General features: G+C 76.9%; 20 protein-coding genes. 10 read left to right on the top strand and 10 right to left on the bottom strand.

Features of this window, described 5'->3' with window-relative positions:
- The first annotated feature begins 31 nt into the window (after positions 1 to 31).
- Positions 32 to 691, top strand: coding sequence for a class I SAM-dependent methyltransferase (locus tag ACIQBJ_RS31520; RefSeq protein WP_400717449.1), 660 nt, complete (start codon positions 32 to 34; stop codon positions 689 to 691).
- A 69-nt stretch (positions 692 to 760) separates the two neighbouring features.
- On the opposite strand, the gene ACIQBJ_RS31515 is transcribed toward ACIQBJ_RS31520, so the two are convergent.
- Positions 761 to 1,195 carry an arsenate reductase ArsC gene (locus ACIQBJ_RS31515; protein WP_400717447.1) on the bottom strand — a complete coding sequence of 145 codons (435 nt, stop codon included), beginning with the start codon at positions 1,193 to 1,195 and terminating at the stop codon, positions 761 to 763.
- A 50-nt stretch (positions 1,196 to 1,245) separates the two neighbouring features.
- Here ACIQBJ_RS31515 and ACIQBJ_RS31510 point away from each other — a divergent pair, with 50 nt between their 5' ends.
- Positions 1,246 to 1,545, top strand: coding sequence for an ArsR/SmtB family transcription factor (locus ACIQBJ_RS31510; protein ID WP_400717445.1), 300 nt, complete (start codon positions 1,246 to 1,248; stop codon positions 1,543 to 1,545).
- Between the two features lie 28 nt (positions 1,546 to 1,573).
- Positions 1,574 to 2,311: an aquaporin gene (locus ACIQBJ_RS31505; protein WP_400717443.1), complete on the top strand. Its 738-nt coding sequence runs from the start codon at positions 1,574 to 1,576 to the stop codon at positions 2,309 to 2,311.
- A 10-nt stretch (positions 2,312 to 2,321) separates the two neighbouring features.
- Here ACIQBJ_RS31505 and ACIQBJ_RS31500 read toward each other — a convergent pair whose 3' ends face one another.
- Together ACIQBJ_RS31500 and ACIQBJ_RS31495 are read right to left on the bottom strand one after the other, a co-directional pair.
- The gene (locus ACIQBJ_RS31500) at positions 2,322 to 2,795 is read right to left on the bottom strand and encodes a GNAT family N-acetyltransferase (protein WP_400717623.1); all 474 of its coding nucleotides are present in this window, start codon (positions 2,793 to 2,795) and stop codon (positions 2,322 to 2,324) included.
- A gap of 56 nt (positions 2,796 to 2,851) precedes the next feature.
- Positions 2,852 to 3,211: an ArsR/SmtB family transcription factor gene (locus ACIQBJ_RS31495; protein WP_400717441.1), complete on the bottom strand. Its 360-nt coding sequence runs from the start codon at positions 3,209 to 3,211 to the stop codon at positions 2,852 to 2,854.
- A gap of 126 nt (positions 3,212 to 3,337) precedes the next feature.
- On the opposite strand from ACIQBJ_RS31495, the gene ACIQBJ_RS31490 reads away from it, so the two are divergent.
- Positions 3,338 to 4,696 (top strand): NAD(P)-binding domain-containing protein, encoded by a 1,359-nt coding sequence (locus ACIQBJ_RS31490; protein ID WP_400717439.1) that lies wholly within the window; start codon positions 3,338 to 3,340, stop codon positions 4,694 to 4,696.
- Here the strand turns inward: ACIQBJ_RS31490 and ACIQBJ_RS31485 are convergent.
- A complete protein-coding gene (locus tag ACIQBJ_RS31485) occupies positions 4,684 to 5,898 on the bottom strand; it encodes an alpha/beta hydrolase family protein (RefSeq protein WP_400717437.1) in 1,215 nt (404 codons plus the stop codon). The genes ACIQBJ_RS31490 and ACIQBJ_RS31485 overlap by 13 nt on opposite strands.
- Before the next feature lie 168 nt (positions 5,899 to 6,066).
- Between ACIQBJ_RS31485 and ACIQBJ_RS31480 the strand changes: the two genes are divergently transcribed.
- Both ACIQBJ_RS31480 and ACIQBJ_RS31475 read left to right on the top strand, forming a co-directional pair.
- Positions 6,067 to 7,230, top strand: coding sequence for a sensor histidine kinase (locus ACIQBJ_RS31480; RefSeq protein WP_400717435.1), 1,164 nt, complete (start codon positions 6,067 to 6,069; stop codon positions 7,228 to 7,230).
- Positions 7,227 to 7,916: a response regulator gene (locus tag ACIQBJ_RS31475; protein ID WP_400717432.1), complete on the top strand. Its 690-nt coding sequence runs from the start codon at positions 7,227 to 7,229 to the stop codon at positions 7,914 to 7,916. The genes ACIQBJ_RS31480 and ACIQBJ_RS31475 overlap by 4 nt, the downstream gene beginning before the upstream one ends.
- A 31-nt stretch (positions 7,917 to 7,947) precedes the next feature.
- On the opposite strand, the gene ACIQBJ_RS31470 is transcribed toward ACIQBJ_RS31475, so the two are convergent.
- A complete protein-coding gene (locus ACIQBJ_RS31470) occupies positions 7,948 to 8,826 on the bottom strand; it encodes an MHYT domain-containing protein (RefSeq protein WP_400717429.1) in 879 nt (292 codons plus the stop codon).
- Positions 8,827 to 8,985: 159 nt separating this feature from the next.
- On the opposite strand from ACIQBJ_RS31470, the gene ACIQBJ_RS31465 reads away from it, so the two are divergent.
- Positions 8,986 to 9,417 carry an NTP pyrophosphohydrolase gene (locus ACIQBJ_RS31465; protein ID WP_400717426.1) on the top strand — a complete coding sequence of 144 codons (432 nt, stop codon included), beginning with the start codon at positions 8,986 to 8,988 and terminating at the stop codon, positions 9,415 to 9,417.
- A gap of 41 nt (positions 9,418 to 9,458) precedes the next feature.
- Here ACIQBJ_RS31465 and ACIQBJ_RS31460 read toward each other — a convergent pair whose 3' ends face one another.
- From ACIQBJ_RS31460 to ACIQBJ_RS31450, 3 genes are all read right to left on the bottom strand, one after another.
- Positions 9,459 to 9,791: a hypothetical protein gene (locus ACIQBJ_RS31460; protein ID WP_400717423.1), complete on the bottom strand. Its 333-nt coding sequence runs from the start codon at positions 9,789 to 9,791 to the stop codon at positions 9,459 to 9,461.
- Positions 9,788 to 9,949 (bottom strand): hypothetical protein, encoded by a 162-nt coding sequence (locus ACIQBJ_RS31455; RefSeq protein WP_400717420.1) that lies wholly within the window; start codon positions 9,947 to 9,949, stop codon positions 9,788 to 9,790. The genes ACIQBJ_RS31460 and ACIQBJ_RS31455 overlap by 4 nt, the downstream gene beginning before the upstream one ends.
- Positions 9,950 to 10,134: 185 nt before the next feature.
- Positions 10,135 to 10,455 carry a hypothetical protein gene (locus ACIQBJ_RS31450; RefSeq protein ID WP_400717418.1) on the bottom strand — a complete coding sequence of 107 codons (321 nt, stop codon included), beginning with the start codon at positions 10,453 to 10,455 and terminating at the stop codon, positions 10,135 to 10,137.
- A 198-nt stretch (positions 10,456 to 10,653) separates the two neighbouring features.
- Here ACIQBJ_RS31450 and ACIQBJ_RS31445 point away from each other — a divergent pair, with 198 nt between their 5' ends.
- Both ACIQBJ_RS31445 and ACIQBJ_RS31440 read left to right on the top strand, forming a co-directional pair.
- Positions 10,654 to 11,106 (top strand): hypothetical protein, encoded by a 453-nt coding sequence (locus tag ACIQBJ_RS31445; RefSeq protein WP_400717415.1) that lies wholly within the window; start codon positions 10,654 to 10,656, stop codon positions 11,104 to 11,106.
- Positions 11,107 to 11,212: 106 nt separating this feature from the next.
- A complete protein-coding gene (locus tag ACIQBJ_RS31440; RefSeq protein ID WP_400717413.1) occupies positions 11,213 to 11,725 on the top strand; it encodes a macro domain-containing protein in 513 nt (170 codons plus the stop codon).
- A gap of 95 nt (positions 11,726 to 11,820) precedes the next feature.
- On the opposite strand, the gene ACIQBJ_RS31435 is transcribed toward ACIQBJ_RS31440, so the two are convergent.
- Together ACIQBJ_RS31435 and ACIQBJ_RS31430 are read right to left on the bottom strand one after the other, a co-directional pair.
- Positions 11,821 to 12,276, bottom strand: a complete 456-nt coding sequence (locus ACIQBJ_RS31435; protein WP_400717411.1) for an SsgA family sporulation/cell division regulator — start codon at positions 12,274 to 12,276, stop codon at positions 11,821 to 11,823.
- Between the two features lie 202 nt (positions 12,277 to 12,478).
- Entirely contained in the window at positions 12,479 to 12,766 is a 288-nt protein-coding gene (locus ACIQBJ_RS31430) for a hypothetical protein (RefSeq protein ID WP_400717409.1), read from the bottom strand.
- A 397-nt stretch (positions 12,767 to 13,163) separates the two neighbouring features.
- Here ACIQBJ_RS31430 and ACIQBJ_RS31425 point away from each other — a divergent pair, with 397 nt between their 5' ends.
- Positions 13,164 to 14,339: a hypothetical protein gene (locus tag ACIQBJ_RS31425; protein ID WP_400717407.1), complete on the top strand. Its 1,176-nt coding sequence runs from the start codon at positions 13,164 to 13,166 to the stop codon at positions 14,337 to 14,339.

The raw sequence follows: 14,339 nt of genomic DNA, 5'->3' as shown, positions 1-14,339 counted from the left end.
CGTTGTCGGTCGGGTCCGCGACAATGCCGGGATGGACGACGAACTCCCCACCATCGCCGCGTACTGGGACGCCGCCGCGCCCGCCTTCGACCGGGAGCCCGACCACGGCCTGGGCGACGGGCGGACCGCCGCGGCCTGGGAGCGGCGGCTGGCCGCCTGGGTGCCGGACGGGCCCTCGGACGTGCTGGACGTCGGCTGCGGGACGGGGTCGCTGTCCCTGCTGCTGGCCCGGCGCGGCCACCGGGTGACGGGCGTCGACCTGGCCCCGCGGATGCTCGAACTGGCCGCCGCGAAGCTCGCCGCGGCGGGGCTGCCCGCCCGCTTCCTGCTCGGCGACGCCGCCGTCCCGCCCACCGGCCCGGACGGCTTCGACGTGCTGCTCTGCCGCCACCTGCTGTGGACGCTGCCCGACCCCGGGGCGGCCCTGCGGGAGTGGACGGCCCGGCTGCGGCCCGGCGGCGTCCTGGTCCTGGTCGAGGGCCGCTGGCGCGAGTCGGCGTCCCCGGCGGACGCGCCCTACGCCGCGGGCGCCGACCGCCTGCCGTGGAGCGGCGGCGTCGGCGCCGCGACCCTGACGGCGGCGCTCCGCCCGCTGGTCGCCGACCTCCGGGTCGAGCCCCTGGACGACGACCCGGACCTGTGGGGCCGCCCGGTCGACGACGAGCGCTACGCCGTCCTCGCCCGGGTCTGAGCCCGCGTCAGTTCCCCGGCCGCCCGGCCGACGCCGCGTCAGTTCCCCGGCCGCCCGGCCGACGCCGCGTCAGTTCCCCGGCCGCCCGGCGGCGGCAGCGGCGTCGATCTCGGCGATCAGCTCCTCGACCCGGGCCCTGATCGCGTCGCGGATCGGGCGGACCGCCTCGACGCCCCGGCCGGCCGGGTCGTCGAGCGGCCAGTCGCGGTAGTGCTTGCCGGGGAAGTAGGGGCAGGCGTCGCCGCAGCCCATGGTGATCACGTAGTCGGAGGACCGGACGGCCTCGGGGGTGAGGATCTTCGGCCGCTGCCCGGAGAGGTCGATGCCGACCTCGGCCATCGCGGCGACGGCGGCCGGGTTGACCTCGCGGCCGGGCGCGGACCCGGCGGAGCGCACCTCGACGCGGCCCCCGGCGAGGTGCGCGAGGAAGGCGGCGGCCATCTGGGAGCGGCCCGCGTTGTGGACGCAGACGAAGAGCACGGAGGCGGGCGGCGGGACGGTCATCGGCGGTCCTTTGTTCGGTCGGGCGCGCGATAACGTATCATCCCACGGTGATGTCAGCCGATGATGATGTGTGGAAGGTCCTGGCCGATCCGCTGCGGATGCGGATCGTCCGACTGCTGTCCCGCGAGGCGCTCTGCACCACGCACCTGGTCGCCGAGACCGGGGCCCGGCAGACCAACCTGTCGAACCATCTGAAGGCCCTGCGCGACGCGGGGTTGGTCGACACCGAGCCGTGCGGGCGCTTCACCTACTACTCGCTGCGCCCCGCGGCGATCGAGGCGCTGGCCGCCGAACTCGCCGACCTGGCCGCCGCCGCCCGCGACTCGGCGGGCCGCAAGCGCTCCTGCTGAGCCCCGTCCGTCCCACTACCGCCCCGGAGTGCCCGCGTTGACCACGACCGACCGGACCGAAGCCGCTACCGCTACCGCCGCGATACCCCTGGCCCGGCGGGCGGCCGCCGAGCTGTTCGGCACGGCGGCGCTGGTCACCGTCGTCGTGGGCTCCGGCATCCAGGCCACTGCCCTCACCGGGGACGTCGGGCTGCAACTGCTGGCGAACTCGCTCGCCACCGTGTTCGGCCTGGGCGTGCTGATCCTGCTGCTGGGCCCGGTCTCCGGCGCGCACTTCAACCCCGTCGTCACCCTCGCCGCCTGGTGGGCCGAGCGCGCCGACCCCGAGCGGCCGGGGGTGCGCCAGGTCGCTGCCTACCTCCCGGCGCAGTTCGCCGGGGCGGTCGCGGGCTCGGTGCTGGCCGACGCGATGTTCGGCCGGGCGCTGGTGCGGTGGTCGACCCACGACCGGTCCGCCGGACACCTGCTGCTCGGCGAGGCGGTCGCCACCGCCGGCCTGGTCCTGCTGGTCCTCGGCCTGGCCCGGAACGGCCTGCTGCGGCACGCCCCGGTCGCGGTCGCCTGCTACATCGGCGCCGCGTACTGGTTCACCTCCTCCACCTCCTTCGCCAACCCGGCGGTCTCCGTGGGCCGCGCCTTCACCGACACCTTCGCGGGCATCGCCCCCGCCTCCCTGCCGGGCTTCGTCGCCGCGCAGCTCGCCGGCGGCACCCTCGGCCTCGCCCTGGTCGCGCTGCTCCTCCCCCGCCGGGGCGCCGTCGGCTGACCGGGCGGGTTCAGCCGACCAGCGGGCTGCGGCGTTCGATCAGGAGGGTGTCGCGCCACACCCCGCGCAGGCGGGCGACGCGTTCACGGGTGCCGACGGTCCGGAAACCGGCCCGGGCGTGCAGGGCGAGGCTGGCGGTGTTCTCCGGGAAGACCGAGGACTGGACGGTCCAGATCCCGGCCCGCTCGGTGGAGTCGACCAGCGCGGCCAGCAGCGCGCCCGCCACGCCCCGGCCCCGGTGGCCGGGGTGGACGTAGACGGAGTGCTCGACCACCCCGGCGTACGCGGGCCGGGCGGAGACCGCGCCCACCGCGGCCCAGCCGAGCACCTCCCCGGCCGGGCCGAGCGCGACGTGCCGGTGCGCGGGCAGCCGGGCGGCGTCGAAGACCTCCCAGGACGGGGCCTCGGTCTCGAAGGTGGCGTTGCCCTCCTCGATCCCGGCCCGGTAGATCGCGAGCACCTGTGCGGCGTGCTCGGGCCGCATCGGCGCGAGCGGGGGAAGTGCGGCGGGCACGGAGGGTCCTCCGGAGGGGCTTCGGGTCAGCGGTCGAGGTCGAGCAGTCGGGCCAGGCCCGCGAGGGCGGCCGGTTCGACCCGGTAGTACACCCAGGTGCCACGGCGTTCGGAGCTCAGCAGTCCGGCCTCGCGGAGCTTCTTCAGGTGGTGCGAGACGGTGGGCTGGGAGACGCCGACGTCCTGGATGTCGCAGACGCACGCCTCGCCGCCCGGGTGCGAGGCGACCTTGGAGAACAGCCGCAGCCGCACCGGGTCGCCGAGCGCCTTGAACATCGCGGCCGTCCGCGCCGCGTCCGCCTCGGACAGCTCCGCCGAGGCCAGCGGCGGGCAGCACGGCGCGGCCTCCGGTTCGACCGGCGGCAGCCCGACCCTCGAATTCGACATGCGTCTATGTTGACATCCGTCGAATCCCGGTGGCAAGGTCGGACTCGACAGCACATCGACATTCGTCGAATCAAGCGGGTCGGCGGCCCTCGCCGTCCGGCCCACCGCGAAGGGGAGAGCACCGCCATGACCTCCGGCACCGCCGACCTGCCCGTCCTGGTGATCGGCGCCGGCCCGATCGGCCTGGCCGCCGCCGCCCGCCTGCTGGAGCACGGCCTCGAACCGCTGGTCCTCGAAGCCGGTCCGACGGCCGCCACCGCCGTCCGCGCCTGGTCGCACGTCCGGCTGTTCTCGCCCTGGGCCGAACTGGTCGACCCCGCCGCCGAGAAGCTGCTGACCCCCACCGGCTGGACCCGCCCCGACCCCACCGCCTACCCGACCGGCGGCGACTGGGCCGAGCGGTACCTCCAGCCGCTCGCGGACATCCTCGGCGCCCGCGTCCGCTACAGCTCCCGGGTCACCGGCGTGGCCCGCGCCGGACGCGACCGCATCGTCGACGCCGACCGCGAGCAGCAGCCCTTCACCGTCCACGTCGAGCACCCGGACGGCCGCGAGGAGCGCCTGTCCGCGCGCGCCGTGGTCGACGCCTCCGGTACCTGGGCCACCCCGAACCCGCTCGGCGCGAACGGCCTGCCCGCCCTCGGCGAGCGCGCCGCCGCCGACCGGATCTCCTACCGCGTCCCCGACCTGCGCGACCCCGCCGTCCGCGCCAGGTACGCCGGCAGGCGCACCGCAGTCGTCGGCACCGGCGCCTCCGCGTTCACCGCCCTCGCCGCCCTCGCCGACCTGGCGGAGCAGGAGCCCGGAACCCACGCGGTGTGGGTGCTGCGCCGCGGCCTGACCGGCTCCACCTACGGCGGCGGCAGCGCCGACCAGCTCCCCGCCCGGGGCGCGCTCGGCCTCGCCGCCAAGGCCGCCGTGGACGGTGGCCACGCCGACGCGCTGACCGGCTTCCGCACCGCCGCCGTCGAACAGGACGGCGAACGCCTGACCCTGGTCGCCGAGGACGGCACCCGTGCCGAGGGCCTGGACGAGGTCGTCGTCCTGACCGGCCTGCGCCCCGACCTGTCCTTCCTCACCGAACTGCGCCTCGGCCTCGACGACCGCCTCCAGGCCCCCGTGGCGCTCGCCCCGCTGATCGACCCCAACCAGCACTCCTGCGGCACCGTCTACCCGCACGGGGCAAGGGAGTTGGCGCACCCCGAGCGGGACGTCCACCTGGTCGGCATGAAGTCCTACGGCCGCGCCCCGACCTTCCTCGCCCTCACCGGCTACGAGCAGGTCCGCTCGGTCGCCGCCGCGCTGGCCGGCGACCACGAGGCCGCCGCCCGGGTCGAGCTCACCCTCCCCGAGACCGGCGTGTGCGGCGGCTCCGGCCGCTACGACGAACCCGCCGAGGACCAGAGTGGCGGCTGCTGCGGCGCCCCGGCCCTGCTCACCCTCGGCACCGCCCCGGGGGCCGTGACGGGTGGTCAGCGGGCGTAGTCGACCTCGGGGAAGTCGGGCGAGGGGCCGTCGAGCAGGTGTCCCCGGCCGCGCAGGTGGAGGTCGAAGAAGGCACGGGGGTGGGCGCGTTGGAACGCCTGGGTCCGCTGCGTGGGGATCGTTCCGACCTCGTCCTCCAGGTCGGACGGCGACATGCCCAGCAGCGGGGCGAGCAGCGGCAGGATCAGCGCGTCGTCGCCGAAGGACTGGTGGGCGGCTCCCCGCAGGGTCAGGTGCAGGCGCCAGCCGCGCAGGTGCGACCAGAAGGTGCGCAGGGCGGGGTTGTTCTCCATGCCGCCCTTGCCCGGGGTGTCCACGACCAGGAACGGGCGGTCGAGTCCGGCGTCGACCACCGGGCCCGCCGCGCCGCCGTCCAGGCTCGCCCCCGCCGTGATCCGCCCGTCGACGAGCATCGTCGCGGCGGTGGTGGCGCCGCCCAGGGAGTGGCCGAGCATGCCGACGCGCCCCAGGTCGAGCGCCCCCCGCAGGCCGGCGGGGATCGGGGTGCGGCAGACGCCGGGGCGGCCGCCCGCGCGGAGGACGGCGAGCCGGTCCAGGACGAAGCGGATGTCGGCGGTGCGGACCGTGAGGGCCGCGGCGTAGTCGTCGATCCCGCCGGGCGGGCCCGTCTCGACCCGTCCGCCGGGGAAGGCGACCGCCGCCGCGTCGTGGGTGTGGTCGACGGTGACCACCACGAAGCCGTGGCTCGCCAGGTCCTCGGCGATGCCGGTGCCGAACGAGCGCGACGCGTCGGCGCCGGGCGAGTGGAGCACGACGGGCAGCGGGCCCGGCGGGCCGCCGACGGGGGCGCCCTCGTGGCCGTGGGTGTCCCCCAGCCGCACCCGGCCGGGCGGCAGCCCGAGCCGTTCCAGGTAGCGGTCGGCCGCCGCCGGGGGCATCCAGGGGGCGGTGGGGCGGGGCGGGCGGGCGCGGGCGGGGTACCAGATGCTGATCATCAGTTCGCGGTGGGGGCGGGCGGGCGTCCAGGGGTCCGGCCGCGCGGTGTCGACCAGGTGCAGCGCGACCGTCCCGATCGGGTACGGCCCGTTCGGGGCGGGCAGTTGGAACCGCACGGGTTCCTCCTGCCCCGCCTCCGCGGCGGTGGGAACGGCGGCGGGGACGGCGGTGGCGGGGACGGCGGTGGGGAGCGCGAGGGCGGCGGCGAGTCCGGCGCCCGAGGACAGCAGTGTTCTCCGGTTCATGCGTTCCACTGTTCCGTCCGGCGGGGACGGCGGCTTCGCCCCCGGGAAGGAACCCGGGGTCAGCCCAGGAGGGTAGGGCGGGCATCGGCCGCGCGGATGACTCGGCCCGGAGGATGACGTCCTCCGGGCTGACCGGCCCCGGGCCCCCGCCCGGCTAGCGTGGTCGGCATGGGCGACGGGGAGTCTCGGCCGCTGGTGGCGGGGCGGCTGCGGGACGGGCAGTGGCACGGCGTGGACGCGGCCGCGGCCGTGCTCCTCGCGGCGGCGTTCGGCGCGAGCGGGACGCTGAGCGGCGGTTGGGGCGCGGGGGCGGTGGCGGCGGCGGTCTGCCTGCCGGTCGCGGTGCGGCGCCGACGGCCCGTCGGGGTGCTGGGCGCGGTGCTGGCCGGGGCGGTCCTCGCCATGGTGCTCACCGGGTGGGAGGAGTCCTGGGTCCCGGTCGCGGTCGTCCTGTACACGGTGGCGGCGCGGGAGCCGCGGCGCCGGTCCGTGCCGGCGCTGGGCTGCTCGCTGGGCGCGGTCGCGGCGGCCGTCGTGGCGGCGGCCGCCCTCGCCCCGCGGCCGGTCCCGCTCTCCGGGGTCGCGTCGAACGTCGTCTTCGCGTCCTTGATGACGGCGCTGCCCTGGCTGGTGGGCACCGCGCTGCGGGAGCAGCGGTCGTACGCGGCGCTCGCCGCCCGGCAGGCCGTGACGGACGAGCGGCTGCGGATCGCCCGCGAGCTGCACGACGTGGTGGCCCACCACCTGACCGTCATCACGGTCCGGGCGGAGGTGGCCCGCGCGGTGGCGGCCGCGAACCCGGAGGAGGCGGAGCGGACCCTCGCCCTGGTCGGGGCGGCGGGCCGGACGGCGCTCACCGAGATGCGCCGGATGCTCGGCGTGCTGCGGTCGCCGGGCGACGGGGCCGGGTCGGGGGCGGCGCCCGGCCTGGCGGACCTGGCCGCGCTCGCGGACGGCGCGGGCCCGCGGGTGGAACTGTCCGTCGACCCGGACCCGCCGCTCCCGCCGGGGGTGGAGCTGGCGGTCTACCGGATCGTCCAGGAGGCGCTCACCAATGTGGTCCGGCACGCGGGGTCGGCGGACTGCCGGGTGAGCCTGTCCCGGCCGGACCCGGGGGCGGTCGAGATCGAGATCGTCAACGACGCGCCGCCCCGGGCCCCGGCCCGGTTCTCCCCGCTGCTCCCGTCCCGGCGTTCCGGCGGCGGGCACGGGCTGGTCGGGATGCGGGAGCGGGCGGCGGTGTGCGGCGGGACCTTCTCGGCCGGGCCGCTGGCGACGGGCGGGTTCCGGGTGCACGCGCGGCTGCCCTGCGGTGCGGGGGCGGAGCGGTGAGCCGGCCGGTCCGGGTGCTGGTCGCCGACGACCAGGCGCTGCTGCGGGCGGGCTTCCGCCTGCTGATCGAGAGCGCGCCGGACCTCGCCGTCGCGGGCGAGGCCGTCGGCGGCGAGCAGGCCGTCGAACTGGCCCGGCGGCTGCGGCCCGACGTGGTGCTGATGGACGTCCGGATGCCGGGCACGGACGGCCTGGAGGCCACCCGGCGGATCTGCGCGGACCCGGACGCCGTCGGCACCCGGGTGCTGGTCCTCACCACGTTCGACCTGGACGAGTACGTGTACGCGGCGCTCCGCGGCGGGGCCAGCGGTTTCCTGCTGAAGGACGTCCTGCCCGCCGACCTGCTGACGGCCCTGCGGGTGGTCGCCGCCGGCGACGCCCTGCTCGCGCCCGCGGTCACCCGCCGGCTGATCCGCGAGTTCGCCGGACGCGAGGAGCAGGGCCCGCGTTCCGTCCCGGAGCTGACGGGCGTGACCCCGCGGGAGCGGGAGGTCCTCCGCCTGGTGGCCCGGGGGCTGCCCAACCCGGTGATCGCCGAGCGGCTGGGGCTGAGCGTGGCGACCGTCAAGACGCACGTCCGGCGGCTGCTGGCCAAGCTCCGCGCCCACGACCGGGCCCAGCTGGTCGTCGTCGCCTACGAGACGGGTCTGGTCACCGCGGGCGGGCGCCTCCCGGCCGCCGAGTGACGCCGCGCCGGGCGGGTCGGCCCGGCCGGGGTCACCGGCGGCGGGGCTCCGGGGTCCGGTACTCCTGCCCGGCCTGGTACTGGTACTGCTGCTGGTGCTGGGGCTGCTGCTGGGCCGGGTACTCCTGGCCGAACAGGTCGACGCGGATCGGCTCGGGGGCGGGGCGGCTGCCCGGCTCGGGGTCCTGCGGGGAGATGGCGATGGCGATGCCCGCGACGGTGAGGACCACGACGATGCCGACGGCGAGCGGGAGGACGAACTGCGAGGCGACCACGCCGGTGCCGGCGGGGCGGCCGTCGAGGGTGACGGTGACGGCGGTCATCGCGGTGTAGTGCATGGCGACCACCGCGACGCCCGCGACCAGGGCCGCGCCGAGCGCCGCCGGCAGGCCCTTGACGTGCAGGGTCATCCAGAGCGCGGCGGTGGCGGCGGCGATCGCGATGGCCACCGAGGCGACGACCGGCAGGACGGCGTAGGAGACCGCGCCCTCGACCTGCATGGCGGCCATGCCGATGTAGTGCATCGCCGCGACGCCGCAGCCGGTGAGGACGCCGCTGATCAGCAGGGTGCCGGTGCGGTTCTCCCGGTAGCCGACGTAGCCGATGCCGAGGCCGACGACCACGATCGCGACGAACAGGCTGAGCAGGGTGAGCGGGATGTCGTAGACCAGGGTCGAGGCGTCGACCATGAAGCCGAGCATCGCGATGAAGTGCATCGACCAGATGCCGCAGCCGAAGGCCCCGGCGGCGAGCGCCAGCCAGCCGAAGCGCTTGCGCGGCTCCAGCGTCAGGGCCCGGGCGGTGCAGCGCAGTCCGATCGCGGCACCCGCGGAGGCGATGACGTACGCGGCGACCGGGTTCACCCACCCGTACTGGAAGCCGTCGAGGTGCGCCATGCTGCCGTGGTTCATCAGGTGTCCGATCGAAATGCATATGTCCGTGCGAGGTGCGGAAGTGACAATACCTCCCTCCGGTTACTGGTCCGTACCAACCCCCGCACCAGCCTCCACCAGGGGGTTTTCCCGGCCTTCGGTCCGTCACCGGGCCGGGCGGGTGGCAGGCTTGACCCCATGGAGCCCCTGGAGTCCCTGGCGAACGGAGGCGGCGGCCCGGCGCCGCTGCTGGTGGTGGACGGCGCGAACGTGGTCGGCTCGGTCCCGGACGGGTGGTGGCGGGACCGGCACGGCGCGGCGGAGCGGCTGCGCGACGCCCTGGTGGCGGTCGGCCGGGACGGACTGCCGGGCGTGCCGGGCCCGCTGACGGTGGTTCTGGTGGTCGAGGGCGCGGCCCGGGGTGTCGGGTCGGTGCCCGGGGTGCGGGTGGTGGCGGCGGACGGCAGCGGCGACGACCGGATCGTGCGGGTGGTGGCCGAGGAGTCCGCGCCCGGCCACCGCTGCCTGGTCGTCACCGCCGACCGCGGGCTGCGCGCCCGCGTGGTGGCGCTGGGCGCGGAGCCGCTCGGGCCGCGCACCGTCCGGCCGGCGGGCCGCCGCGACGCCTGAGCGGGACCGGGGCGGGGCGGGCGGTCCGAGTCGAGCCGGTCTCAGCCGAGCCGGGTGCGGACGCCGCCGGGGCGGGTGCGGCCGCGGGAACTGACGGCGGGTCGGGTCGGACGCCGGTCGGGCCCGGCCGGCGCGGGGGCGGCGGACGCCCCGGGCCCCGCGGCGCGTCCGGCGAGCGTCGCCTTCAGTGCGCGGACGGCCAGCAGCACGGCCACGGCGGCCAGTTCGGCGGGTTCGGCGGTGCCGTCCGCGGCGGCGGCGCGCTGGCAGACGGAGCACCAGACGGCGCTGGCCCGGCCGCCGTCGGGGTACTCCAGGGTGACGGGCACCAGGTAGTGGCAGCCGCAGGCGACGCAGACGAAAACCAGCCTCATCGCTGCACCGCCCCGGAGCCGCCGCACACCGAGCAGGGCGACCAGTAGCTGCGCCGCACCGGCTGCTGCCTCCCCTGCGGATCGGTCTCCACGGTGTGCTCGGTCTTCTCCGTCCCGCGCGCCCCGCCGCAGCCGGGACAGGTCTGCTGCTCGGCCATCGGCCACCTCCAGCTCCAGTCCAGAGCACCGACCGTAGCGCGCCGACCCCGGTCCGCGACAGCGGTTCGCCGCCACACCACCCGCCGGGTCCGCCGAACTGCGCGCGGACGCCGCCGCGGGGGCCGCAACGAGCAGAACGGCGCAGCGGGGCGGCGGAGCGGGAGGGCCGGGACGGGAGGGGCGGTCAGGAACCGGTGCGGGGGCGGGAGTCGGGCCAGTCCGCGGGGGACGCTTCCAGGTCGTTGCCGCGCACCCAGACGGTGGAGACCCCGAGGAGCCGGCGGATCACCGCGAAGCCGCCCTCCCAGCCCCCGGGCAGCAGCAGGCGGCCGGAGCGGACGGTGCCGGCGCTGAACCGGGTGTCCCCGCTCTCCAGCATGCCCGTCCAGCCGGGGAGTCCCAGTTCCGGCACGTCGCCGGTGAGTTCGACCTGGACCGGGATCCGGAGGCCCTCGGCCAGCAGCAGGGCGGGGCCCCGGTAGACGGGTGTCGCGGGTGAGGTCATGCCTAGAAGCCTGCGGGAGCCTCCCGTACCTGCGCAAATCCCGTATTTCGGGCGGGGGCGGGGCCGTCCCGTCGGGTGGAGTACTCCGTTCCGTGGCCGAATGCTCACCTTCCGCACTCCCGCGTCATGCAATATGACATTGCACCTACCGGGACGAGCCCGGCCGGTGAGGCAATCGGAAGTATCGGGAGAACCCTCATGATCAAGCCCCTGGCCGTCCTGGCCGGTGCGGCAGCACTGTCCGCCGTCGCCGTGGTCCCGGCCTCGGCGTCGACGCCGGCCGCCACGACCTCCGCGACGTCCGCCACCGTCACCGCGTGCAGCCCCTGGGGCCTCCAGGCCGGGCTGTCCACCCGGGTCTGCGCGGAGCGCACCGGCGAGCAGGTCCGGCTCTACGGCACCGTCGGCCTGGCCGGCCCGCCGTCCCCGGGCACCCCGTGGCCGCCGCACCAGGAACTGGCCACCACCCTGACCGGCACCAACCCGGCCGGCACCCTCAACCGCTACGCGGTCTTCGCTGGCTCCACCCTGACCATCGGCGACGTCACCGGCACCGTCTCCTGCGACGGCCCGATCCGCGCCTCCTTCGCGGTCCAGTCCTACCCCTGGGCCCCGAACCCGGTCACCCTCGACGTGGTGCTCCCCTGCTGACCTCCCGTCAGCCCCGGCCGGCCCGCCCCACCCGGGGCGGGCCGGTCCCGTTCGCCCTCGGAGATACCGCCCCCGACCGGCTCCACCGCCCCCCAGGCCGGCAGCCATGACCCCCCGCCTCGTACTCGTCCTCGGCGACCTCGCCGCACAGCACGCCGACGCCCTGGTCACCGCCGCCAACGAGTCCCTGCTCGGCGGGGGCGGCGTCGACGGGGCCGTGCACCGCGCCGCCGGGCCCCGCCTCGCCGAGGCCGGCGCGGCCCTCGCGCCGTGCGAGCCGGGCGACGCCGTCGCCACCCCGGCGTTCGACCTGTTCCCGCCCGTCCGGCACGTGATCCACACCGTCGGGCCGGTCTGGGAGGGCGGTGCCCACGGCGAGGCCGAGACCCTCGCCTCCTGCTACCGCCGGGTCCTGGCCGTCGCCGACGGCCTCGGCGCCACCAGCCTCGCCGTTCCGGCCGTCTCCACCGGCGCGTACGGCTTCCCCGCCGACCTGGCCGCCCGGATCGCCGTCACCACCCTCACCGGCACCCCCACCGCCGTCGCCCTGGTCCGCCTCGTCGCCTTCGACCCCGCCACCCACGCCGCCCTCGCCGCACAGCTCCCCGCCGACCACTGACGCCCGGCCGGGTCGGACCGCGGGGCGGCGCCGGACGTCGGCGGGGCTCCGGGGCGGCCACCGGGGTCGCGGGTCGGTCCGGGGTCGGTCGCCGGTCAGGGGTCGCGGTCGAGGAGGCGGGCGACCAAGGCGTTGAGGTCGAGGTGTTCGGTTTCGCAGCCGACCGGGACGACGCATTCGGTGCGGCGGAGGAATCTTCGCAGGGCGGGTTCGGGGAGGCGTAACAGGGCGTCCTCCTCCTCACCCCGGAGGGCGAGCAGGATGCTGCCGGCGTCGGGGCCGCGGCCGGGGCGGACGGCGAGGTCGCCGAGGCCGACGGGGTGTTCGAGGCCGGCCAGCAGGAGGTCGCGGGAGAGGGCCCAGGTGACGGGGTCGGGGAGGTCGACGTGGTTGTCGAGGTGGACCACGAAGGGTTCGGCGGCGCTGTAGCGGAGGCTCGCGGCCACCGGCACGTCCAGTCCGGGGGCGACCACCACGTCGAGGACGAGGTAGAAGGTCAGTTTGGTGGAGGCGCTCCGCTGCGGGGGGACCAGGTCCTCGTCCTCGGTCATCGGGCACCCCCGGCGGGCCGCAGGTTCGGCCGCTTCCGCCTGGGCAGAAACGATTCTCCACATACCTCGCGGCAACCGACTGCGCGCCGCAGCGCCTCTCCAACGTGCACGCCAGGACAACGAGACCGGACGGAAACGGTGACACCCGAATGCGCGCACGCCCCCCGGACCCGCGCGCGCCGGGGCGCGGGGCGGCGGTCCGCTACGGCGCGGCGATCCGGCGCTCCAGTTCGGTCAGGTAGGAGTCGCCGAAGGCGTCCGCGAGGTCGTCCAGGTCGATCATCGGCGGGATGGCGGCGACGGGCTGACGCTCGGTCAGGATCGCGATGGTCTCCCGGACCAGGCGGGTCTCGTCGGTGCCGGCCAGCGCGGGCCGCTCGGCGACGGTGTCGGTGACCCGGACCCGGGTGGCGGCCTCCGTCGGGCCGTCCTCGACCCGGACCAGGTACTCGCGGTCGCCCAGCGCCTCCACCAGGATGTCAACGGCCATGGCCCCACCCGTCCTTCCCTCGGTACCCGGCCCGCGACCGCACGCGGCGGCCGGGGCGGCTCGGCTCCACCCTACGACGCACCCGCACCGTTCCCCGCCACCGCCGCCCCGACCCACCGACGGCCCACCGATCGACCACTGACCGACCACTGACCGACCACTGACCGACCGCTGACCGACTGCTGACCGACTGCTGACGGACTGCTGACGGACCGTTACCGACCGGGCCCGCTTTCGAGACCGTACGGGCCTCGACCGGCGGCCGGGGCGGCCGGAGACTCGGTCCCATGCGGATCACGGTGGGGGCGGTGCCGCGCTGGGCGGGGCATCCGGGGACGGTGCTGGCGGTGCTCTGGCGTTCAACGACCATCTGGGGAAGCGCCGGTGGCCCGGCCCGGTGACGGGCAAGCTCAGCGACCTGGCGTGGCTGGTGGCCGCGCCGCCGGTGTGCGCGCTGCTCCCGGCGCTGCGGCCGCGACTGCGCGGCGACCGTCCGGCGCTGCTGGGGCTCGCCGTCGCGGGGGCGGGCTTCGCCGTCGCCAAGTCCTCCGCCGCGGGGGCCGAACTGGCCTCCCGGGTCTGGTCGTGGACGGGCGTGCCGAGCCGGACCGTCGCGGACCGCACCGACCTGCTGGTGCTGCCCGCGCTGGCGCTGTCCTGGTGGCTGTGGCGGCATCCGGTCCGGGCCGGGTGGCGGGTGCCGGCGCTGCTGGGGGTGCCGCTCGCGGTGGCGGCGCTGACGGCGACGGGGATGTACCGGGAGCACACCCCGGAGACGCTCCGGGACGAGCCGGGCCGCGGCCCGGTGGTGAACACCCAGCAGCACCGCTGGGCCAGTGGGGACGGCGGGCTGACCTGGTCGATCGTGTCCGGGACGCCGAGCGGGGACCACGGGTCGCCCCGGGCGGAGGACGGGCAGTGCCGGCCGGAGGAGCTGCCGGGCGTCTGCTACCGCGTCCTGGGGACGGGCTGCCCGGTGGAGTCCAGTGCGAACGGCGGCGTCTCCTGGGAGGTGGCCTTCACCCCGCCGTGGCGGCCGGGGGGCGGGGTGTCCCGTGCGGCCGAGCCCGGGGCCCGGGCCCGGCCCCGGGGGGCGGAGGTGCTGGTGGTCCCGGCGGCGGCCGGGCGGTACACGGTGGTCGCGCACTGGACCGGGCACCCGTTGGCGGTCCGCCGGGCGGACGGCTTCTGGCGGCTGGTGCCGTACCCGGTCGACCCGCCGCGGGTGCCCGCCCCGCGGCCGGTCGAGGAGCGCGGGTCGCCGCTGCTGGGCCTGCCGGTGGCGGGGGCGGCGGCCTGGACGGGGCTGCTGGCGGGCTGGGCGGTGCGGATGCTGCGGGCGACCCCGCGCGGGCGGCGGGCCCGGACGGCGGTGCCGCTGGCGGTCCGTCAGGTGGTGGCCGGGTACTGGGTGGTGCTGGTGGCGTGGATCGCGCCGGGCCGGGTCCTGTGGCTGGTGCCGGGCTGGGTGCTCGCCGTCGCGGTGTCACTGCTGCTGTTCCCGGTGACCGCGGTGCTCCTGCGGCGGCCCCCGCCGGGGGCGGCGGCCTGGGCCCCGTACCTGCTCGGGTGA

This window comes from Kitasatospora sp. NPDC088391 (assembly GCF_044753345.1).
GTDB lineage: Bacteria > Actinomycetota > Actinomycetes > Streptomycetales > Streptomycetaceae > Kitasatospora.
This window is presented reverse-complemented; position numbering and strand designations above follow the sequence as displayed.